The 20921-nt window shown below is 53.9% G+C and carries 21 protein-coding genes; 6 read left to right on the top strand and 15 right to left on the bottom strand.

Annotated features, from left to right (window positions below; genetic code table 11):
• The first annotated feature begins 142 nt into the window (after window positions 1-142).
• Window positions 143-3844 (top strand): methionine synthase, encoded by a 3702-nt coding sequence (metH, locus tag LVD14_RS10695; RefSeq protein ID WP_411268289.1) that lies wholly within the window; start codon window positions 143-145, stop codon window positions 3842-3844.
• A gap of 23 nt (window positions 3845-3867) precedes the next feature.
• Window positions 3868-4143 (top strand): DUF2970 domain-containing protein, encoded by a 276-nt coding sequence (locus LVD14_RS15665; protein ID WP_411268275.1) that lies wholly within the window; start codon window positions 3868-3870, stop codon window positions 4141-4143.
• 12 nt (window positions 4144-4155) lie between these two features.
• Here the strand turns inward: LVD14_RS15665 and LVD14_RS15475 are convergent, their stop codons facing one another.
• The gene (locus LVD14_RS15475) at window positions 4156-4287 is read right to left on the bottom strand and encodes a hypothetical protein (RefSeq protein ID WP_272907272.1); all 132 of its coding nucleotides are present in this window, start codon (window positions 4285-4287) and stop codon (window positions 4156-4158) included.
• Between the two features lie 212 nt (window positions 4288-4499).
• Between LVD14_RS15475 and LVD14_RS10685 the strand changes: the two genes are divergently transcribed.
• Together LVD14_RS10685 and LVD14_RS10680 are read left to right on the top strand one after the other, a co-directional pair.
• Window positions 4500-6179, top strand: a complete 1680-nt coding sequence (locus LVD14_RS10685; RefSeq protein WP_237134069.1) for a nitrite/sulfite reductase — start codon at window positions 4500-4502, stop codon at window positions 6177-6179.
• Between the two features lie 18 nt (window positions 6180-6197).
• Window positions 6198-6722 carry a DUF934 domain-containing protein gene (locus tag LVD14_RS10680; protein WP_237134068.1) on the top strand — a complete coding sequence of 175 codons (525 nt, stop codon included), beginning with the start codon at window positions 6198-6200 and terminating at the stop codon, window positions 6720-6722.
• On the opposite strand, the gene LVD14_RS10675 is transcribed toward LVD14_RS10680, so the two are convergent.
• The 6 genes from LVD14_RS10675 to LVD14_RS10650 are packed head-to-tail and all read right to left on the bottom strand — an operon-like array spanning window position 6719 to window position 11680.
• Window positions 6719-7738: a YhdH/YhfP family quinone oxidoreductase gene (locus tag LVD14_RS10675; RefSeq protein WP_237134067.1), complete on the bottom strand. Its 1020-nt coding sequence runs from the start codon at window positions 7736-7738 to the stop codon at window positions 6719-6721. The two genes, LVD14_RS10680 and LVD14_RS10675, sit on opposite strands and share 4 nt — an antisense overlap.
• Window positions 7739-7778: 40 nt before the next feature.
• Complete coding sequence (gene sohB / locus LVD14_RS10670; protein ID WP_237134066.1) at window positions 7779-8825, bottom strand: protease SohB; 1047 nt, start codon at window positions 8823-8825, stop codon at window positions 7779-7781.
• 16 nt (window positions 8826-8841) lie between these two features.
• Entirely contained in the window at window positions 8842-9627 is a 786-nt protein-coding gene (gene nudC / locus LVD14_RS10665) for an NAD(+) diphosphatase (protein ID WP_237134065.1), read from the bottom strand.
• The gene (dnaQ, locus tag LVD14_RS10660; RefSeq protein WP_237134064.1) at window positions 9627-10346 is read right to left on the bottom strand and encodes a DNA polymerase III subunit epsilon; all 720 of its coding nucleotides are present in this window, start codon (window positions 10344-10346) and stop codon (window positions 9627-9629) included. The genes nudC and dnaQ overlap by 1 nt, the downstream gene beginning before the upstream one ends.
• Window positions 10346-10813 carry a ribonuclease HI gene (gene rnhA, locus LVD14_RS10655; RefSeq protein ID WP_237134063.1) on the bottom strand — a complete coding sequence of 156 codons (468 nt, stop codon included), beginning with the start codon at window positions 10811-10813 and terminating at the stop codon, window positions 10346-10348. The genes dnaQ and rnhA overlap by 1 nt, the downstream gene beginning before the upstream one ends.
• A gap of 21 nt (window positions 10814-10834) precedes the next feature.
• Complete coding sequence (locus LVD14_RS10650; protein WP_237134062.1) at window positions 10835-11680, bottom strand: class I SAM-dependent methyltransferase; 846 nt, start codon at window positions 11678-11680, stop codon at window positions 10835-10837.
• Between the two features lie 94 nt (window positions 11681-11774).
• On the opposite strand from LVD14_RS10650, the gene gloB reads away from it, so the two are divergent.
• Window positions 11775-12569: a hydroxyacylglutathione hydrolase gene (gene gloB / locus LVD14_RS10645; RefSeq protein WP_237134061.1), complete on the top strand. Its 795-nt coding sequence runs from the start codon at window positions 11775-11777 to the stop codon at window positions 12567-12569.
• 65 nt (window positions 12570-12634) lie between these two features.
• Window positions 12635-14254 carry a LysM peptidoglycan-binding domain-containing protein gene (locus tag LVD14_RS10640; RefSeq protein ID WP_237134060.1) on the top strand — a complete coding sequence of 540 codons (1620 nt, stop codon included), beginning with the start codon at window positions 12635-12637 and terminating at the stop codon, window positions 14252-14254.
• A 37-nt stretch (window positions 14255-14291) separates the two neighbouring features.
• Here LVD14_RS10640 and LVD14_RS10635 read toward each other — a convergent pair whose 3' ends face one another.
• The 8 genes from LVD14_RS10635 to mnhG are packed head-to-tail and all read right to left on the bottom strand — an operon-like array spanning window position 14292 to window position 20918.
• Window positions 14292-15986: a Na(+)/H(+) antiporter subunit D gene (locus LVD14_RS10635; protein ID WP_237134059.1), complete on the bottom strand. Its 1695-nt coding sequence runs from the start codon at window positions 15984-15986 to the stop codon at window positions 14292-14294.
• On the bottom strand, window positions 15973-16329 hold the full coding sequence (locus LVD14_RS10630) for a hypothetical protein (RefSeq protein WP_237134058.1): 357 nt from the start codon (window positions 16327-16329) through the stop codon (window positions 15973-15975). Before LVD14_RS10630 ends, LVD14_RS10635 begins: the two co-directional genes overlap by 14 nt.
• Window positions 16329-17795 (bottom strand): proton-conducting transporter membrane subunit, encoded by a 1467-nt coding sequence (locus LVD14_RS10625; protein ID WP_237134057.1) that lies wholly within the window; start codon window positions 17793-17795, stop codon window positions 16329-16331. The genes LVD14_RS10630 and LVD14_RS10625 overlap by 1 nt, the downstream gene beginning before the upstream one ends.
• Window positions 17792-19270 (bottom strand): monovalent cation/H+ antiporter subunit D family protein, encoded by a 1479-nt coding sequence (locus LVD14_RS10620; RefSeq protein WP_237134056.1) that lies wholly within the window; start codon window positions 19268-19270, stop codon window positions 17792-17794. Before LVD14_RS10620 ends, LVD14_RS10625 begins: the two co-directional genes overlap by 4 nt.
• Window positions 19270-19623 carry a cation:proton antiporter subunit C gene (locus LVD14_RS10615; protein ID WP_237134055.1) on the bottom strand — a complete coding sequence of 118 codons (354 nt, stop codon included), beginning with the start codon at window positions 19621-19623 and terminating at the stop codon, window positions 19270-19272. The genes LVD14_RS10620 and LVD14_RS10615 overlap by 1 nt, the downstream gene beginning before the upstream one ends.
• Window positions 19620-20042 carry a Na(+)/H(+) antiporter subunit B gene (locus LVD14_RS10610; protein WP_237134054.1) on the bottom strand — a complete coding sequence of 141 codons (423 nt, stop codon included), beginning with the start codon at window positions 20040-20042 and terminating at the stop codon, window positions 19620-19622. Before LVD14_RS10610 ends, LVD14_RS10615 begins: the two co-directional genes overlap by 4 nt.
• Window positions 20035-20592: a DUF4040 domain-containing protein gene (locus LVD14_RS10605; protein WP_317622715.1), complete on the bottom strand. Its 558-nt coding sequence runs from the start codon at window positions 20590-20592 to the stop codon at window positions 20035-20037. The genes LVD14_RS10610 and LVD14_RS10605 overlap by 8 nt, the downstream gene beginning before the upstream one ends.
• Entirely contained in the window at window positions 20589-20918 is a 330-nt protein-coding gene (mnhG, locus tag LVD14_RS10600) for a monovalent cation/H(+) antiporter subunit G (RefSeq protein ID WP_237134053.1), read from the bottom strand. The genes LVD14_RS10605 and mnhG overlap by 4 nt, the downstream gene beginning before the upstream one ends.
• Window positions 20919-20921 lie beyond the last annotated feature (3 nt).

The raw sequence follows: 20921 nt of genomic DNA, 5'->3' as shown, positions 1-20921 counted from the left end.
TATCTCCAATAGCCGAGTATTTTACTAGGTTATTAGCCGATTTACATCCCCCCGTCCCACTGCGATATGACAAAACCCTCGGTACACCGCCCTGCTTCTGCTAGAATTGCGGCTTTTCCAATGCGATGACCCAACGGACAGACTGATGAAACAACACCCGGCCTTTGAACTTCTGAAGCAAGCCCTCAGCCAGCGCATCCTGATTCTGGATGGGGCAATGGGAACCATGATTCAGGCCGAAAAGCTGACTGAAGCAGACTATCGTGGTGAACAGTTCAGGGATCATGAATCGGACCTGACAGGGAACAACGACCTGCTGACACTGACACGCCCGGATATCATACGCAAAATCCACCTGGCTTATCTGGAAGCTGGCGCGGATATCGTCGAGACCAATACCTTTAACGCTACGGCAGTCTCCCAGTCAGATTACAACCTGCAACCTATTGTCAGAGAGCTGAACTACCAGGGTGCAAAACTGGCGCGCGAATGCTGTGAAGAGATCAATCTGAAGACACCGGACAGGCCCCGGTTTGTGGCGGGTGTCATCGGCCCAACCAGCCGCACTGCTTCTCTATCGCCCGATGTGAACGACCCGGGTTACCGCAACACTGACTTTGACAGCCTGGTGGTGGACTATAAAGTCGCCGTCGAGGGTTTGATCAGTGGCGGCGCTGATCTGCTGCTGGTGGAAACAATCTTTGACACACTGAATGCCAAAGCCGCGCTCTTCGCCATTCAGGAAGTGTTTGACGACATGGCCATCGAGCTGCCGATCATGATCTCTGGCACCATTACGGATGCCAGTGGCCGTACGCTTTCCGGTCAGACCGTAGAAGCCTTCTGGAACTCTGTCCGGCACAGTAAGCCGCTTTCGATAGGTTTTAACTGCGCTCTGGGTGCCGATCAGTTGCGGCCACACATCGAAGAGATATCGGGCCTGGCCTCGTCGTTTGTATCGGCACACCCCAATGCCGGCCTGCCCAATGCGTTCGGCGAATATGATCAGAGCGCTGCCGAAATGGCTGCGATTGTTGAAGAGTTTGCTGCCAGCGGCTTCGTAAACATTATTGGCGGCTGCTGTGGCACGACGCCTGTGCATATCAGTGCCATCGCCAAAGCAGTCGCTGCTCACAAGCCGCGCAAGATTCCCCAGGTCCCGGTCAAATGCCGACTCAGTGGACTGGAAGCGTTCAACATCGGCCCTGACAGCCTGTTCGTGAATGTCGGCGAACGCACTAACATAACCGGGTCTCGCAAGTTCGCGCGCTTGATTCGCGAGAACAATTACAACGAGGCACTGGATGTTGCGCTGCAGCAGGTGGAAAACGGTGCGCAGATCATCGACATCAATATGGACGAAGGCATGCTGGACTCACTGGCGGCGATGCAGAAATTTCTGCGTCTGATCGCGTCGGAGCCTGACATCAGCCGCGTCCCTATCATGATCGACTCTTCCAAATGGGAGGTGCTTGAATGTGGCCTGAAGAATATTCAGGGCAAGGGCATCGTCAACTCGATCAGCCTGAAGGAAGGCGAAGCAGACTTTCTGGAGAAAGCCCGACTCTGTCGTCGCTATGGTGCTGCTGTCGTGGTGATGGCCTTTGACGAAACCGGACAGGCGGACACGCTGGAGAAGAAGCAGTCGATTTGTAAGCGCAGCTACGATCTGCTTATCTCCGAGGCTGGTTTTGCTCCGGAGGACATCATTTTTGATCCCAACATCTTCGCGATTGCCACCGGTATCGATGAGCATAACAACTACGCCGTGGATTTTATCGAAAGCTGTCGTTACATCCGCAAGAATCTGCCACACGCATTGATTTCAGGCGGTGTCAGTAACGTGTCGTTTTCCTTCCGCGGCAACGACCCTGTGCGCGAAGCGATTCACTCGGTTTTCCTTTATCACGCCATCAAGGCCGGACTGAATATGGGTATCGTCAATGCCGGCCAGTTGACGGTTTACGATGACATACCCGCGGATCTCAAAGAGCGCGTCAGCGACATCGTGTTGAACCGGCGCAGCGACGGCACTGACCGCCTGATGGAAATCGCCGGCAAGTACAGCGGCACTGGCAGCACCGAGTCCAATGAGGATGTCGCCTGGCGTGACGCGCCTGTCCAACAGCGCATCACCCACGCGCTTGTCAAAGGCATTACTCGCTATATTGACGCCGACACCGAAGAGGCGCGTCAGCAATACGACAAACCGATCGAAGTGATCGAAGGCCCATTGATGGACGGCATGAATGTTGTCGGCGATCTGTTTGGCAGTGGCAAAATGTTCCTGCCACAGGTCGTAAAAAGTGCCCGGGTCATGAAACAGGCGGTTGCCTACCTGCTGCCGTATATCGAGGCCGAGAAGCTCAAGTCGGGCGATGCCAGCAAATCCAAAGGCAAAGTCCTGCTCGCCACAGTCAAAGGCGATGTCCACGACATTGGCAAAAACATTGTCGGCGTCGTGCTGGGCTGCAATAACTACGACATCATCGATCTCGGCGTCATGGTTCCCTGCGAGAAAATACTGCAACAGGCACGTGAACACGATGTGGATATTATTGGCCTGAGCGGCCTGATCACACCATCGCTTGATGAAATGGTCCATGTCGCCAAGGAAATGCAGCGCCTGGACTTTAAGGTACCTCTGCTGATCGGCGGAGCGACGACGTCAAAGGCTCATACCGCGGTCAAGATCGAGCAGCATTACAAGAATAATGCGACGGTCTACGTGCCAGATGCATCTCGCAGCGTAACCGTCGTCAGCAACCTGCTCGGCAAAGAGACCCACCCCGAATTTGTCGCCAAGGTCAAAGCTGAGTACGACACAATACGCACGCGCACCGCAGGTCGTGACCAGCGCAGCAGCCTGCTGAGTTTCGACGAGGCCAACAGTAACGCAGGTCAGTTTGAATGGCGCACGGACACCATTACCAGGCCCTCCTTCCTGGGGACAAAAGTGTTTGAGGACTACCCTCTGGAAAAGCTGGTGCCATACATCGACTGGACACCTTTTTTCATCACCTGGAGCCTGTCAGGCAAGTATCCCGCGATTCTTGAGGACGATGTGGTTGGGCAGGCAGCCCGTGACCTTTTCGCGGATGCCCAACAGATGCTGGATGATCTTGTCAGCAACAAAAAACTGCGTGCACAGGGCGTGATCGGCTTCTGGCCAGCTCAGCGCAGTGGGCGCAACGATGTCAAGGTATTTGCTGATGACGCACACATTAAACCACTGCACGAATTCAACTTTCTTCGGCAGCAGGCGTCCAAGGCTGAGGGCATCCCCAACCTCTCACTCGCTGATTTTGTTGCCGACAGCTCAGAGGCAGACACAGACTATATCGGTGCGTTTGCCGTGACGGCAGGACTTGGCGCTCAGGAACTGGCTGACAAATACCAGGCCGAAAATAACGACTACAACGCCCTTATGGTCAAGGCCCTGGCGGATCGCCTCGCCGAGGCCTTCGCTGAACACCTGCATGAACGAGTGCGGCGTGAATTCTGGGCCTACGCCCCTGACGAAACCCTTGATAACGAAGCCCTGATTCGCGAGAAGTATCGTGGTATCAGACCCGCGCCAGGTTATCCGGCCTGCCCTGAACACTCAGACAAAGTTGCCATCTTTGATCTGCTCGATATAAACAATTCAATTGAGATGTCTCTGACCGAGAGTTTCGCTATGCTACCAGCAGCAGCGGTCAGTGGATTTTATTTTGCCCATCCGGATTCGCGCTATTTCTCCGTGGGCAAGATCAATGAAGACCAGGTAGAGGATTTTGCTGAACGCCGCGGAATTACCGTTGAAGCAGCCCGTAAGTTACTGACACCCAATCTGCTGGATTAAGCGGGGTGTTATCGGAGGCAACCATGATTGATAAAACTGCAGATGATTACAGCTCTGATGAGCATTCAGGCCCAGGAACCACTGAACAGAACCAGGCGCCTCAGCCAGCCAGGAAGAAGCTTGGCTTCTGGCAAACCATGAGCAGTGTGATCGCCGCCAGCTTTGGCGTGCAAAGCCGCAAAAACAAAGAGCGCGACTTCGAACAAGGCTCCATTTCGGGCTTTGTCGCTGCCGCGCTCATTTTTACCGTAGTGTTTGTGCTGACTCTGGTGGTCGTTGTACGGGTGGTGCTGGCGTGAATTACGCCTGAATCAGCTGGCTACAAAGAAAATCACCAGGCTGACCATAACGATAACAGCGGCAAAAATGGCGACTGCGTCGACCTGGCTGTTGGCTTGCAACTCTTCTTCAGTGTAATGGCTGTTGTTGGCTTGATCAGTCATGGGGCCTCACCTGCTTGTATAGGGGCTGTCTGTGAATTACGCAGTAAAAATCGCGAGCGCATTTTAATTCATCTACCCGGATAATCAAGTAATCTGCACGAAAATCACTTCTGGTTATACGGTTATGACAAACCGCCATATTCCGTCTGGTGGTAATCAATACCTGTTTTTATTACAATGCCCTCCCAAATTTTCCGTAGCAGTTTCGAATTATGTATCGATACGACCAATATGATCACCAGATGCTGGCTGATCGTGTAGCACAATTCAGGGACCAGACGCAGAGATACCTGGCTGGCCAGTTGTCGGATGCCGAATTCCTGCCATTACGCCTTCAAAACGGGCTATACATTCAGCGCCTGGCACCGATGCTGCGGATCGCAATCCCTTACGGCATGCTGTCATCGCGACAAATGCGCAAGCTGGCCTATATCGCCGATCACTACGATAAAGGTTACGGCCACCTGACAACCCGTCAGAATATTCAGTTTAACTGGCCTCATCTTGAGGAAGTACCGGACATACTCGAACATCTGGCTGAAGTGGAAATGCACGCGATCCAGACCAGTGGTAACTGCATCCGCAATACCACCACCGACCAGTTCGCAGGTGTATCGGCAGACGAAATAACTGATGCCCGCCCGTACTGCGAGATAATCAGACAATGGTCGACCTTCCACCCCGAGTTTGCCTACCTGCCGCGCAAGTTCAAAATTGCAGTCTGTGGCACCAGGCACGACCAGGCGGCCACGCAAGTCCATGATATTGGTCTGTACATGGTCAGAAATGCAGCTGGCGAGCTGGGCTTTCGGGTACTGGTTGGGGGCGGGCTGGGTCGCACCCCGGTCATCGGCAGTGAGATTCGTAGTTTCCTGCCGGAGCAACATCTGCTGAGTTACCTTGATGCCATCCTGCGCGTCTATAACCAGGAAGGACGCCGTGACAACAAATACAAAGCGCGCATCAAGATTCTGGTCAGGGAAACCGGTGTAGAGCAGTTCCGGGACAAGGTCGAAGCTGAATGGCTGACCGTCAAGGACGGTCCTATGACATTGACTCAGGATGAAGTGGTACGTTGCCGCGGATTTTTCCACGACCCGGATTACAAAGATCTGCCTGCCAGCAGTGAGCTGCTGAAGCGGGCACTTGGCGGCGACGTGATGTTTGCAGCGTGGCACGACCAGAATGTCAGCGCGCACAAACGACCCGGCTATGCCATTGTCACCATTTGTGCGAAGAAGACCGGTTATGCCCCCGGGGATCTGGACGCCGCACAGATGCAGTTCATTGCCGATCTGGCTGATCAGTACAGTTTTGGTGAAATGCGCATCACGCATACGCAAAACGTGGTACTCGCCGATGTTGAGCAGGACAAGCTGTACGACCTGTGGCAGGCACTGAAAACTCACGACCTGCAGGCGGATAATCTTGGCCTGCTCAGTGACATGATCTGCTGCCCGGGCGGTGACTTCTGCGCACTCGCCAACGCCAAATCGATTCCGATAGCGGAGTCGATCCAGCGTCGATTCAGCCATGCCGAACTGCGCGAGATTGGCAAATTGTCTCTGAACATATCAGGCTGCATGAATGCCTGTGGTCATCACCATGTCGGCAACATCGGCATTCTGGGTGTAGACAAAAAAGGTGAGGAGTTCTATCAGGTTTCTCTCGGTGGTTCTGCCAGCAACGAAACCGCACTGGGAAAGATTGTCGGCCCGGCTTTCTCGCAGGATGAAATACCGGATGTGATAGAAAAGATCGTATCGGTCTATAAACAGCAGCGAAGTGGTGGTGAGGAATTTGTCGAAACCTTTAATCGTATCGGTCTGGATCCGTTCAAGGCCGCACTATACGGCGACAAATCCAACTCACGCGCGCCGCGCCAGGCTTAATCATTGGACACTGAAAACATGCCAGCATCATCTGAATGGATCATCAAAGACCAGACTGTTGTAAGTAATTCCTGGAGAATTCTGGAGGCCGAGGTTGGCGTCGATGAGCTGGCGGACATGGAGCAGCAAGCCATCATCGTGCCACTCGATTTCTGGCTGGCCGAACGCAGCACACTGCAGGCCAGAAAGGGACAGACTGGGGTATGGCTGGACAGTAATGAAAAGCCGGGTTCGCTTATCGTCGACTCCGCATTTGATATTAATGATATCCCGCTGATTGCTGTCAATTTTCCAGTTTTCAGCGATGGTCGCGGCTACAGCACTGCACGCGCGCTCCGTCAGAATCTGGGTTACAAAGGCGACCTGATGGCGGTAGGCGATGTGCTGCGCGACCAGGTTTTCTTCCTGAAACGCTGTGGTTTCAACATCCTCATGCCACGCGCTGATCAGGATGCCGAGATCATGCTGACTGCCTTTGCCGACTTCAAAACCGGGTATCAGGCCAGCATTGACCAGCCTGAACCCCTGTTTCGTCGCCGTTAGGCTTGCAGATCCAGAACCAGTCGACCAGTCGACTTGCCCGCCAGAACCTGTTTGAGCGCATCGGACAGTTGCGCCAGTGATAACGTGGTTTGCAGTGATGCCAGCTGCGCCGGTTTCCAGTTTGCAGCCAGCTTGTTCCATAACTGTCGCTTGTGAGAAATTGGCAGGTTCACCGAATCGATGCCCAGCAGGTTCACTCCTCGCAGAATAAACGGAAATACCGATGCATCAAATGTGGGTGACGCGACCAATCCACAACAGGCCACACTGCCACCATAGCGCAGGGATTTAACGACATTAAAAAGGATGTCACCACCAACGGCATCGACTGCCCCACCCCATTGTTCCTTCAACAAAGGCCGCGGGTTGGGGCTGGCGTAGTCTTCCCGACCTATAATTTCAGTAGCGCCAAGACCCTTCAGGAAATCAGCAGCCTGGCCGGAGCCGGTCATGGCTGTAACAGAAAAGCCCAGCTGGGCAAGCAGAGCCACCGCAAAACTGCCTACCCCGCCACTGGCACCCGTTACAAGAACGGGACCGGAGTCGGCATCTACGCCGTTGAGGAGCAGCTTTTCCACGCACAGAGCTGCGGTAAAGCCAGCTGTGCCGATGATCATGCTTTCCTGAAGGCTCAAACCCGCCGGTCTGGGCACAACCCAGTCAGCTGGCACACGAATGTATTGCCCAAATCCTCCCGCGGTATTCATGCCCAGGTCGTATCCAATAACAATCACTTCATCACCCGGCTTGAAGTGTTCGTTCTCCGACTCTGCCACAACGCCTGCCGCGTCAATACCCGGTGTATGAGGGTAATTACGCGTCACGCCTTTATTGCCTGCTGCCGACAATGCGTCTTTGTAATTGAGTGACGAATAGGCCACGCGAATCAGCACATCACCTGCAGGCAGTTCCGCAACCTTGCGATCAACCAATGCCGACTCGTATCGGTTTTTGCCGTCATCACCGGCATGTTCGGTAACAAGCAATGCTTTGAATGATTCCTGGTCAAGTTTCATAAACTATCCTGTATCGCGTGAAGTTTGTGTTGCATGAAAGTCAGAATTGCTGCGGCGTGCGCAGGCGTTGCCACCAGTTCAGTAAAGTCTTGTCCATGGCCCGCTGCAGCACCCCACCAATTTTTTCGCCCAGCGGCACACGTATCTCATAACAGACCTCGTAGACATCAGCAGCCTCGCAGGACTGGACAATAAAGTCATCGCTGGTTCCGATGTCATCAACCATTTTGCGGTCATGAGCCTGCATGCCTACCCAGGTCTCTCCCGTGGAGATTTGATCAATGTCTACGACGGGACGGTAGCGTTGAACCCAGTCCTTGAACAGGCCATGCATCTCTTCAACATCCTGCTTGACCTTTTCGCGCCCTTTTTCAGTCACCTCAGTGAACGGAGTCAGAGTCCGCTTGTATTCACCAGCCGTGATCATCTCGAAATCAACATCGTTTTTCTTCAACAGCCTGTGGATGTTCGGCATCTGCACCAGCACGCCTATCGAGCCAATGATGGCAAACGGCGCTGCCAGCAGCCGATCTGCCAGACACGCCATCATGTAACCGCCGCTAGCGGCAACTTTGTCTACGCAGATGGTGAGCGGGATATTGCTCTGCTTAAGTCTGAGCAACTGCGACGCCGCCAGTCCGTAGGCATGCACCATGCCACCCGGGCTCTCCAGTCGCAACATGACTTCGTCATTTGACTCTGCCATGGTCAACACAGCCGTCACTTCCTGCCGCAGGGATTCCACCTCGTTTGCTTCCATGTCACCGTTAAAACTCAGAACATAAATGCGTTTTTTTCGCTGCTCACTGGATTGCTCACCCTTCAGTCTGCGCGCCTCTTCTTTGTCTTTTTTCTTCTGCGCCTTCAACAGCTTTTTAAGCATGAACTTGTCCAGAATCACGCGCTGCAGACTCTCTTTCAGGTCTTCAATTTCTTTGTTCAGGTGAATCACAGAAATACTGCCGCGGTTCACCTGGCGACGGTTGCGCTGACCGGCAGCGACAAGAATGCTTACCACCGCAAAAATGGCCACGACGATGGTTACCGCCCTCGCAAGAAACATCAGGTATTCAACAAAGTATTCCAAGATTTACACTCTCCTTTCAACGAGCGCTGTTGTTCAGCGCCGATTCCACATACGTCTCTATCAATTGCCCGGCAATGCTTATGCGCGGGGAAGGTACCTTCGGTAGCTGATCAACAGCATACCAATCGGCATCAGCAATTTCGTCCGGATCGGGGTTAATTTCGCCATCCAGGTAATCAGCGTAAAAGCCAAGCATTAACTGAGACGGAAACGGCCACGGCTGACTGCCGGTGTATCGAATATTGGTAACCTGCAGGCCGACCTCTTCGAAGACTTCCCGCCTTACCGCCTGCTCTGCACTCTCCCCTGGCTCGATAAAACCGGCCAGACAGCTGTAAAAATCAGTGCCGCGCCGACTGCTTCTGGCCAGCAGAATATTGTCGCCACGGGTAATCAGAACAATAATGCAGGGATTAATGCGGGGGTAGTATTCCTTGCCACAGGCAGTGCACAACACCCGGTTGGCAGCTTCCGCCAATTCTGTCTGATGTCCGCAGGCGCCACAGTAGCGGTGCATGATGTACCAATTTACAAGTTGACTGGCACGACCCACAACCGAAAATGAATCAAAGCCTGACTCCAGCAAAAACTGGCGCACGCCGACCGGTTCAATACTGGGGAATGGTTTGAGGGAGTCAAGCACCGCAACCTGGTAAACACCTGCGCCTCCGGTCTCATCGGCCACCGGCAACAGGGCGCGAAGCACAACATCAGGGCGGTTAAGTACATCTGGATTCCAGAGAGGACGCCCATTGTTCAGCAGAACACTGCCTTCGTGAAAAAGGATGACGGCAGCAGGCATCAGTCGGACTTGCCTCTAAGCCACACACAATTCTCGCCACTGGCCTTTTGGATGCGTTCCAGAAGCTTCTGGTGCGCCTGCCACTCTGCCTCTGTTGGCTGCGAAACTGCCAGCGCCAGACCTTCGCGGCTGACGCGAACAGCTTGTGTAGCGCCGCTTTCATTCTCTGACGCGGCTTCTTCAGCCAGACTCAGATCAGTCTGACCACCGGTCATCAGTAGATAAACGTCGGCCAGTATCTCGGAGTCAAGCAAGGCGCCGTGCAGTTCACGATGGGAGTTATCGACCTCGTAGCGCTTACAAAGGGCATCCAGACTGTTGCGCTGACCGGGGTGTTTGCGCCGGGCCAGCTGCAATGTATCGGTAATGCGACAATAATCTGCCATCCGCCCATAGGATGAGCCGAGTCGCTCCAGTTCCGCGTCAAGGAACCCAATATCGAACGGGGCATTGTGTATCAGCAGTTCTGCCCCACGGACAAATTCAAGAAACTCATCAGCAATTTCGGAGAACACCGGTTTGTCAGCCAGAAATTCGTTGCTGATGCCGTGCACTTCCTGGGCACCTTCGTCAATTTCCCGCTCGGGTCTGACATACTGGTGATAGTGATTGCCAGTAAGCCTGCGATGTTCAACTTCAACGCAACCTATTTCGATGATCCGGTGTCCCTGGGAGGCTTCCAGGCCGGTCGTTTCTGTATCCAGTACAATCTGACGCACTACTGATGCACTCCCGTATCTGCTTGTGCCGGCAACTCATCAATCCCACGATTCGCCAATTCATCCGCCAGCTCATTGCCCGGGTGGCCACTGTGTCCCTTGACCCAGTGCCAGTCAATATCGTGCTGCTGACTTAGCTCATCGAGCGCCTGCCACAGCTCCTGATTCAGTACCGGCTTGCGATTGGCGGTTTTCCAGCCTCTACGCTTCCAGTTGGGCAACCATTCACTGATGCCTGTCAGGACGTAACGTGAGTCGCTATATAATGAAACCTGACAGCCCGAACGTTTGAGTGCCTCAAGCGCCTTGATGACGGCAAGCAGCTCCATCTTATTATTGGTAGTGTGGAAGCTGCCGCCATACAGTTGCTTCTCCACCCCACGGTAACGCAGAACAGCCCCCCAACCACCCGGCCCCGGGTTGCCACGACAGGCACCATCGGTATAAATTTCAACAACTTCTTTCAATCATCTAGCCTTATTTGTAACTTATTCGTGATCGGGAGTATGGCGTCTGTAGGGGCGCAGCGGTACGACTTTGCGTGCCCTGCCAGCCGCTCTGCCTGGCTGGCTGGCAACACGACCCGTTTCAGGCAATGGTACGCCGAGCGCCGGCCGCTGCATTTTTCGCCAGCGCGGTGCTACCGGAATCAGTGGCACGCGCTGCTTGCTGGCAACCACCATATAGAACGCGCCTGTCGGATTGCCCAGTTTATCCAGCCAGCGCTCAAAATCGGCGGCTTTAGCAAGAATCCGTGGGTGCTTGAGCGGTGGCAGAAACCCACCGTAGGTGACTTTATCAACGCTAAAATCCAGCAGGCTCAACCAGTCCGACAAGCGACGTCGCGACAGAAAGCGGGCATTCCATGGTGTGCGTGGTCGCCAGCGCAGCAACTTGCTGAGCCCCCAGAGACTAACTGGATTGAAGCCAACAATCAGCAAACGTCCGCCTGGCCGCAATACCCGGGTCGCTTCCCGCAATAGCCGGTGACTGTCATTAGTGTAATCCAGCGCATGGTGCAGAAGAACTGCGTCAACGCTGTCGGTTTCCAGCGGCAGAGACTCGATGCTGGCCACAGGCTGGTTGATACCTGGTCGCCAGGCCGGTGCAAAACAAATCTTGTGCCCGACCAGGCAGTCCTGCAACATGTCCACTTGCGGTGCACAGGACAACTGCAGGACATGATAGCCAAACACACGACTGAGCACCGGGTATAGCGCCTGGCGCTGAGCATCCAGCAAGGCCTGACCCAGCGGTGATTGCAGCCACTCAGACAGTTCTGGCTCCAGCGTCACGGGATCGGGTAACTCGGGTTTGCGGTTGTGGGATGACATTGGCATTCTCCTCAAGTCTGGATTCTAGCACCGCAACGGAAACTCACCAAACCTGATCTGATATCATTGAGAAAAGCAGCAAAAGGAGAACACCATGAGCGATCAGGCGCAGTTCAGTATGGTTCCCATACCGGCGTTTAATGACAACTACATTTGGGCTATCTGTCATGGCAGTGCATGCACTGTAGTCGATCCGGGTGACGCCGAGCCCGTGATCGCGTTTCTTCAGGAAAAAGGTCTGCAGCTGCACTCAATACTGATAACTCATCACCACGCAGATCATGTCGGTGGCCTGAAAACGCTGCTGTCACGCTATTTCGTGCCGGTTTATGGTCCAAAAGGCGGTCATATTGATGGCATAAGCACAGCTGTAGGTGAGGCCGATCAGCTTGAGGTTGTCGGTGGATTCAGACTACAGGTTATTACGGTACCTGGTCACACACTGGACCATATCGCGTATTTCGGCAAACAACCGGACGATGACTCCCCTGCTCTGTTCTGTGGCGACACACTCTTCGCGGGCGGCTGCGGCCGTATATTTGAAGGTACGCCAGAAATGATGTACCAGTCGCTGCAGCGTCTGAGCAGTCTTCCCGGTAACACGCGGGTCTACTGCGCGCACGAATACACACTCAAGAACCTTGAATTTGCATCGCTTGCCGAACCACAGAACATCGATCTGCAACAGCGGATTGACGCTGAGAAAACAAAGCGCTCTAAACATTTGCCGACGCTCCCATCAACAATTGAGTTAGAATTGCGAACCAATCCGTTTTTGCGTTGTCACAATGACAGCCTCAAACAGCGTGTAATCGAACATTCTCCCGCTGAGATCAATGATGACTGCGGCACATTCGCTGCCCTGCGTCGTTGGAAGGACAACGCATAGACAAACGCCAGGCCGGACAGGAAGATGGCCGGCAGGAAACGACTAACAGGAATACTGCAGGAAACATGACTCCAGAATCATCCAAACCCCGCTTCAAGCGCCGGCGACTGTCGGCCCTGATTTCCCTGACTCTACTCATCAACGCCTGCAGCACTCTGCCACCGCCGGCCGAAGATACCGAACAGGCCGGCCCACTCTCCACACAAACACGAAGCGTTGCCCAGACACGCAATCGTGCACAACAGATACGGACCCAACGTGAAACACAGCCGGAACTGGAACTGACCCAGGCCGAGATCGAATTTCAGAACAGTGTGTGGTTCCGGGTCAGCGAAGGCATGCAGTTCTACCACCAGCATTACAACGACAGCATTCAGGAAGAAATTGACTGGTTTTTGAGTAACAGCAGCTTTATTAGCGAGATAAGTGCGCGTGCTGCTCCGTTCATTTACGAAATCGTATCAGAGATCCAGCAGCGCAATCTGCCGACCGAGCTCGCACTGCTGCCCTTTATTGAGAGCGCCTTTGAACCCAGCGCCCGCTCACCTGTCAATGCAGCAGGCCTGTGGCAATTCATGGCACCCACCGCAGCCAGCCTGGGCCTGCAGCGAGATTGGTGGTATGACGGCCGTCACGACCCGATCGCGTCAACCAGTGCAGCACTCGATTACCTGCAGCGACTGCACGCTCTGTTTAATGAGGACTGGTTACTGACACTGGCGGCCTACAACGCCGGCCAGGGAACCGTTTCCAGAGCCATTGAACGCAACGAGCGTAATGGCCGGGGCACAGATTTCTGGTCCTTGTCACTGCCAGGAGAGACACAGCGTCATGTACCGCGACTCCTCGCGCTGGCGTATCTGATGGCAGACCCATTATCAAACGAACTCGCGTTAGAGCCAGTGCCCGATACCACCTGGCTGGCCCGTGTCGACGCAGGCTCGCAGATCGATCTTAATCTGGCAGCACAGCTGGCTGGCATAGAGCCGGAACTGCTGTATCAACTCAACCCCGGTTATCTGCAGTGGGCTACACGTCCGCAGGGCCCTCACCTGATCAACCTGCCGCTGGACGCTGCCGAGCGATTTTCTGCCAATCTTGCTGATCTGGGCGATAACCGAGTTACCTGGGAACGTTATCAGATAAAACCAGGCGATACGCTGAGCGGCATCGCGCGCTCACAGCGAACGACGGTCGCCGCCCTGCAGCAAGCCAACAATCTTACCGGTAGCTCGATTCGGGCAGGTGATGATCTGTTGATTCCGCGCGCCTATGGTGCCGGTGATGGCATTCCCGGTATGGCCAGTATTCTGGCAGCAAACAATAATCAGCCGATACCCGCGGGCAATTACATAGTCAAAAGCGGAGACAGCCTCTGGAGCATCGCTAATCGCTACAGCCTGACGGTCAATGAACTGAGGCGCTGGAACAGTTTGAGCGAGAGCGCTGTGTTGCAACCGGGCCAGCGACTGGTTCTGCAGGCCGGTAACCTGACCGCAGCTGCAGACCTGTCAGGCAGCACCCAAGCTACCCTGACCCAGCGTTACGAAGTCAAATCGGGCGACACCCTTGCGGGAATCGCCAGACGGCATGGTGTGAGTGTAGAGGATATTACTGAGTGGAATGGCATCAGCCAACGTGCTCTTATCCATCCTGGCCAGGAGCTGATTTTGCACGTGGAGTAAGTCCGGCTGCTTCGCCGGACAACAGGTCCGGTTGCTGTTAAAGCAACCGGGCCCCTATCAGAATGATAACCAGCAGCACCGTTACCCACAACAGCATACTGCCAGTCGGCCAGGTTCGGGCCAGCGGGCCTTCCGGACCATGATAACGCAGCAGCATTGCCGGGATTGATTTACTGGGTTTGACGACCAGTGACTGCAGCAAATCCCCCAGACCTTTCACCAGGCGTTCGAATGCACGCCATAGTATCGGCCCAAGCCGTCGGTAGAAAAAGTCTACATCAAGGCTGATGGTCAGCGTGCGTTTCATCAAAGGCAGGGTGACGAAGAACGCCAGACCAGCAAACAGCAATAGCTGCAACTGGGTCACCAGGTGGTCCGCTGTATAAGGCTCGTATGTCGCCTCAAATGGCAGGAAGTCATACAGAATCTGCGGGAAAACACCGATCAGCACGCAGGCCGCAGCAAAGAAAATCATCGCCGCCTGCATGTTCCAGGACGGATCCTTCGGTCGCAGGCCAGAATCCTTCTGGAAAAACACAAACCAAGGGAATTTGATGCCGGCATGCAGGAATACACCTGCCGATGCAGCTACCAGGCAGTACCAGACAAAGGCGTACTGCTCATAGGCAGCACCTGAGCTGATCATTGACTTGGAAATGAATCCAGAGGTGTACGGGAACGCCGAGATGGCAAGCGCGCCAATGATGCCGCAGACAGCCGTCACCGGCATGGTTCGGTACAGACCGCCAAGATCAGTACACTTGCGCTTGCCAGTCTGGACCATGACCGCACCTGCGCTCATAAGCAACAACGCTTTGTAGATGATATGCGAGAAGGCATGTGCGGCCACACCGTTAAGCGCCATCTCGGTACCAATACCAACGCCTACAACCATGAAACCCACCTGGTTTACGATTGAGTAAGCCAGAATACGCCGCATGTCGTTTTCCATCAGCGCGTAAATAATGCCGTAGAAAATCATGTACAGACCGATCCAGATCAGCACAGACTGACCCGGGAACAGCAACCATAGTGCCAGTACGGCCGTTTTGGTTGTGAACGCCGAGAGGAACACAGAACCTGTCGGGCTTGCTTCAGGATAGGCATCTGACAGCCATGCAGAGACCGGGGGCGCCGCTGCATTGATCAGGATACCAATCAGAATCATCCAGGTGGCAAAACTTTCCAGCTGCAGGGCCTGAATCTCGATTGAGCCTGTCTGGATTGCCACACCTTCAATACCGATCTTGAGAATGATGCCACCGATCAGATGCATGATGCCGTAACGAATACCGGCACGGCGCGCCTCCTCAGTGCCTCCACACCAGACCACGATCGTCGAGAACAGTGCCATGAATTCCCAGAACAGGAACAGCGTAATCAGATCACCGGCAAAAGAAACACCGACAGCGCCGGCGGCATATGCCATGGCCGCTGAGAGTTCAGCAACTTTTGCGTGCCTGAAGGCGAAAAATCCGCCGATCATGGCCATCAGGGCGAATATCGTCGCGAACAGGCGTCGGACGTTGCTGGCCTCAACGAGTTCGACTTCATAACCGAGAAACCGGGCGCTCAACAGCACACCGTCATCCAGATTCCATATCATCAGGAGTGTCAGTAGCGGTACCAGCACCAGAAGAACTGGACGGAAACTATCGCGGACCACCGGCAGCAGCATGGCGCCGATGATCATGATGAAGGCAGGTGGGAACATTAACTCAGAGATCGTCATAGTACGTATCCGGACGCTTCAAAAATACTCCCAGGAGCTTGGCGAATACCACCATGCCCAGGCAGCTGACAAAACCGTAGATGGCATAAAAGCCAAAATAACCATCCAGTGCAAAATAGGCATGCACATGCACGAATATCTGCGCCAGTACCGTCAATGCGAGGATGACTGAAAACACCCACCACAGAATCTTGATAGTGGAAGCCCTGACCAGCCAATGGGGCTTGCCATCAACCAGATCAGGTGTTTCTACACGTGGGCAGTCGGCGCCATATTCATTGGCCACCAGGCCTTTGCCTGCCTTGCCGGGTACGGCCTTGATTTCACCAGGCTGCTCGCTCATTACGGCATCCCTCCTACAATCTGAGTCTCAAGATCCAGTACCGGACCGTTAAAGAAGAAGAACAACAGCGTCAGGGTCGCTGTCACACTCAACGCAATAACCATATTGGTGGGCGCTTCGGCGTGATCCTTGACGGGTGTCACATCCTCGGGCTTGAAGAATGCATTAAAGATGATTGGCAGGAAATAAGCCGCATTCAGCGCCGTGGACAGAATCAACACAACCAGCACGAAATAATTATCAAGCTGGAAGGCACCCGCAATGATGAACCACTTGGAGACAAATCCTGCCGTTGGCGGCACACCGATCATGGACAAAGCACCGATCGCAAAGGCCGTCATCGTGTAAGGCATCCGCCAGCCTATGCCGTTCAACTGGGTGATCTCGGTCTTCTTGGACGCCACATAGATGGCACCGGCGGTAAAGAACAGTGTGATCTTGCCAAAAGCGTGAGCAGCGATATGTATAGCCGCGCCTATTTCAGAGAATGGTGCGAGTGCCATTGTCGCCATGATGATGTAACTCAACTGGCCAATGGTTGAGTATGCCAACAGTCGTTTGATATTGGTCTGCCGCAAGGCGATGCAGGATGCTGCCACGACTGTGAAACCGGCGATATAAACAGCGAACTGTTCATACGGAACTTCGGCCAGATAGTCGGTACCAAAAATATAGATGACCACCTTGATCAAGGTGAATACACCCGCCTTTACAACGGCGACCGCGTGCAGCAATGCGGAGACTGGCGTCGGCGCGACCATCGCGGCCGGCAGCCAGCGATGAACCGGCATCACTGCAGCCTTGGCTACACCAAACAGGAACAACATCAACAACAGCGTCGCGGAGCCAGCCGCCAACTGACCCTCGAGGATTCCGCCTGGAACAAAATCCAGCGTACCTGCGGCCGCATAGGTCCAGATGATTGCCGGCAGCAGGAACACGATGGACGTTGTCATCAGGATGCCCAGATAAGTACGCCCGCCCGCCTTGGCCTTGTCGTCACCTTTATGTGTGACAAGAGGATATGTCGAGATTGTCAGGACTTCATAAAAAATGAAGAGTGTCAGCAGGTTTGCAGAGAACGCCACACCCATGGCACCAAACAGCGCGATGGCAAAGCATACATAAAAGCGTGTCTGCTGTTTTTCATTGGTGCCGCGCATATAGCCGATGGCGTAAATCGAGGTAACAATCCAGAGGCCGCTGGCGATCATTGCGAACAGTATCGACAGTGGTTCGGTATTGAAGGCAATTGGCACCCCGGAGAACAGCGTGACCAGTTCAACGCCTATTTCCTCACCAGCGTTCAGCCCCATCAGTACACGAATGACCAAACCGAACAGCGTCAGGGCTGTCACCATGGTTACAGTTTCGCGAAGGTTCGGCCAGCGACCTGCCAGTGCAATCAGCACCGCTCCGAGCAGCGGTACAACCAGCGTTAACAACAATGCAGTATTGGCAGTCACCGTACAACACCTCCCGCCATCAACTGAGCGGCAGCCGCTTCGGCTATATCCACAGTCAGACGCGTATCAATTCCAAACCAGATATTGGCAATGACGAGTACCCACAATGGAACCAGCAGACCCCAGGGTGCTTCACGCTTGGTGGCATCTTTGGGCTCACCAAAGAAACCAGCTTCCACAACACGACCAACATACACAACAGCCAGCATTGAACCTGCCAGAATGGCAACCACAACAGGCCACCAGCCCAGCTCCAGGGAAGCCAGAATCAAGTGCCACTTGCTGACAAAACCAACTGTCAATGGCACACCTATCAGGCTGAGGCCACCAAGAACAAAGGCCCAGAATGTCAAAGGCATGGTTTTGGCCAGACCACGCATATCATCAATGCTGGTACCACCCATCCTGTAAGCCACGGCACCCATCACCATAAACAGCGCGCCCTTCATCAGGCCATGGTTAAATACATGCAGCAGCGATGCAGTCAGACCCATGGCCGTGCCCATCGCAAGGCCAAGGACGATATAGCCAATCTGCGCCACGCTCGAGTAGGCCAGCATGCGTTTGATATTCGGCTGCATGATGCTGACTGTGGATGCACTTAGCAGACCGATAATCGCCAGTGGAACCAGAACCTCCGCAAGTGGTTCCGCACCAAAGCTGAACTCCACACCAAAAATCGTAAATACGAAGCGAATCAGAACATAAACTGCCACCTTGGTTGCGGTAGCGCCGAGAAACGCCGTGACGGCCGATGGCGAATAGGTGTACGCATTCGGCAGCCATAGATGCAGCGGGAACAGAGCCAGTTTCAGACAGATACCAGTCACGATGAAGGCAAAAGCCGTGCGAACGGTGCTGGAATCGCTTATGGCAGGCAGGCGTTCTGCCAGATCCGCCATATTCAGTGTACCCGTCATCACGTAGAGGAAGCCGACACCAATCAGGTAGAACGTGGCACCAATTGTGCCCATGATCAGGTAGGAGAAAGACGCCGTCAGAGCACGCCGATCCCTGCCCATGGCAATCAATGTATAGGTCGCCAGAGATGAAACTTCCAGGAACACAAACACGTTGAAAGCATCGCCGGTTACTGTGATACCGCAAAGGCCAAGAATTAACAGCAGCAACGCTGTGTAAAACAGTGGGCAGCGATCAGCACCGATTTCGTGCTCAACACTCAGCCGGGCATAGGGTAAAACCACACTAGCCAGACCAGTGATCAATACCAGCAGCAGGGCATTGGCAAAATCAATTCTGTATTCGATACCCCAGGGTGCTTCCCAGCCGCCCATGGTATAGATGAAAGTGCCCTGGGCATTGACCTGAATCAGCAGCAGAACGCTGCACAACAGCGCGAACCAGGAAAGCAGCGTCGCCAGCAGCCAGGGCCAGTTTGGGCCGCGCAGCAGCGACGCGACCGGCGCGCCAAGCAAGGGCGCCAGAATAACAAGTACAGGAAGATGCGCTAACATTAGAGTGAGGAGTCCATTGTATGTAATTCGTCTTCTTCAATCGTGCCAAACGACTCTTTGATGCGTACTGACAATGCGAGCCCGACTGCAGTCGTCGCCACACCGACAACAATCGCTGTCAGGATAAGTACGTGAGGCAGAGGGTTGGAATAAAGCGATGCGCCTTCCTGCATGACGGGACCGGTGGCACCTTCGATGTAACCAAAACTGATATAAAGGAAAAAGACCGATGTCTGAAAAACGTTCAGACCAATCAGCTTCTTGACCAGATTGCTGCTCGACATGACCATGTACAAACCGATCATCATCAGAAAAATGATGATGACGTAGTTCCACACTCCAAGTCCACTCATGATGCCTCTCCCCGACCTGCGAAGGTGAAGAACAGCAGCATCATCACTGATGCCACGGTCAGCCCCACACCGAACTCAACAAGAATAATACCAATGTGCTGACCAGCTATTGGGTCTGCAGCTAGAAAATCATAGTCCAGATAATTGCCACCCATCAGCATTGCAGCAACACCGACCAGGGCATAGATCAATACGCCGGAGGCGGCCACAATCTTCAACACCCATTGCGGCGCAATACGTTCAGCTGACTCCAGGCCAAACAAAAGTGTATGGATGACAAAAGCTGAGGCAAAAATCACACCCGCCTGAAAGCCGCCACCTGGGCCGAAATCGCCATGAAACTGGACATACAGGCCAAACAGCAGAATATAAGGTATGAGAAACTTGCCGACGATCCTGAGGATCAGATGGTCACTCATTGGATATACCCTCTTTGCGCTTGCGCCGTCGGCCTATCAATAACATGACGCCAACACCCGCAGTAAAAATAACAACCACTTCACCCAGTGTGTCGTAACCTCGATAGCTGGCCAGCACTGCAGTCACAAAATTGGGTACGTCAATCTCCTGCGGGGACTGTTCGATGTAGCGCGGAGCAACATGAGTATGAACCGGGTTATCAGGCTCTCCGAAAGGAGGCAGGTCCATTATGCCGTACACCAGCGTCGCGCCAGTTATCACAACTACCGCCAGGGGAAGCATGGTGCCCTTCTTTTTCAGAGGCTTTTCTTCTCTGCCGGTCATGGAAATGGTTGCCAGCATCAGGATCGTCGAAATACCTGCGCCAACAGCTGCCTCCGTAAACCCTACGTCCGCCGCGTCAAGCACCATAAACAGTGATGCCGAGGTTAGGCTGTAGATACCAAACAGCATGACTGCCGTAAACAGATCCCGGATCCGCAGTACTGCGATGGAAATGATGGCGAGAAATACCAGCAGGAAAATGTCAATCAATTGTTCCAGTATCACTTGCTGGCTCCTTGTTCTACACCACTGGTTTTAGTCCAGGGTACCAGTCCGCTATGGCGGGCAGCTTTAGCCAGGGCGTGCGTTGATGTTGGACAGGTGAACAACATAAAAAGGAATATCAGAAACAGTTTAGCGCTCGCCAGAGTCAGGCCGAAATGAATCATCAATCCGCCGAAGAACAGCCCCGCGCAAAGCGTATCGGTTACACCAGCGGCGTGCATCCGGGTGTAAAAATCTGGAAACCGGTTTATACCGATACCACCTATTACTCCCAGCGCACAGCCGGACAACAGCAGGATGGCCGAAAGCCATTGCAACAGATCCATGAC

Origin of the sequence: Pseudohongiella sp. O18 (genome assembly GCF_021729085.1) — a bacterium.
GTDB lineage: Bacteria > Pseudomonadota > Gammaproteobacteria > Pseudomonadales > Pseudohongiellaceae > Pseudohongiella.
This window is presented reverse-complemented; position numbering and strand designations above follow the sequence as displayed.

Bases quoted from the DNA above. Each gene is read 5' to 3' on its own strand.
- LVD14_RS15665 (WP_411268275.1), top strand. From the start codon at position 3,868: ATGATTGATAAAACTGCAGATGATTACAGCTCTGATGAGCATTCAGGC.
- LVD14_RS15475 (WP_272907272.1), bottom strand. From the start codon at position 4,287: ATGACTGATCAAGCCAACAACAGCCATTACACTGAAGAAGAGTTGCAA.
- LVD14_RS10685 (WP_237134069.1), top strand. From the start codon at position 4,500: ATGTATCGATACGACCAATATGATCACCAGATGCTGGCTGATCGTGTA.
- LVD14_RS10680 (WP_237134068.1), top strand. From the start codon at position 6,198: ATGCCAGCATCATCTGAATGGATCATCAAAGACCAGACTGTTGTAAGT.
- LVD14_RS10675 (WP_237134067.1), bottom strand. From the start codon at position 7,738: ATGAAACTTGACCAGGAATCATTCAAAGCATTGCTTGTTACCGAACAT.
- nudC (WP_237134065.1), bottom strand. From the start codon at position 9,627: ATGCCTGCTGCCGTCATCCTTTTTCACGAAGGCAGTGTTCTGCTGAAC.
- LVD14_RS10650 (WP_237134062.1), bottom strand. From the start codon at position 11,680: ATGTCATCCCACAACCGCAAACCCGAGTTACCCGATCCCGTGACGCTG.
- gloB (WP_237134061.1), top strand. From the start codon at position 11,775: ATGAGCGATCAGGCGCAGTTCAGTATGGTTCCCATACCGGCGTTTAAT.
- LVD14_RS10640 (WP_237134060.1), top strand. From the start codon at position 12,635: ATGACTCCAGAATCATCCAAACCCCGCTTCAAGCGCCGGCGACTGTCG.
- LVD14_RS10635 (WP_237134059.1), bottom strand. From the start codon at position 15,986: ATGACGATCTCTGAGTTAATGTTCCCACCTGCCTTCATCATGATCATC.
- LVD14_RS10630 (WP_237134058.1), bottom strand. From the start codon at position 16,329: ATGAGCGAGCAGCCTGGTGAAATCAAGGCCGTACCCGGCAAGGCAGGC.
- LVD14_RS10620 (WP_237134056.1), bottom strand. From the start codon at position 19,270: ATGTTAGCGCATCTTCCTGTACTTGTTATTCTGGCGCCCTTGCTTGGC.
- LVD14_RS10615 (WP_237134055.1), bottom strand. From the start codon at position 19,623: ATGAGTGGACTTGGAGTGTGGAACTACGTCATCATCATTTTTCTGATG.
- LVD14_RS10610 (WP_237134054.1), bottom strand. From the start codon at position 20,042: ATGAGTGACCATCTGATCCTCAGGATCGTCGGCAAGTTTCTCATACCT.
- mnhG (WP_237134053.1), bottom strand. From the start codon at position 20,918: ATGGATCTGTTGCAATGGCTTTCGGCCATCCTGCTGTTGTCCGGCTGT.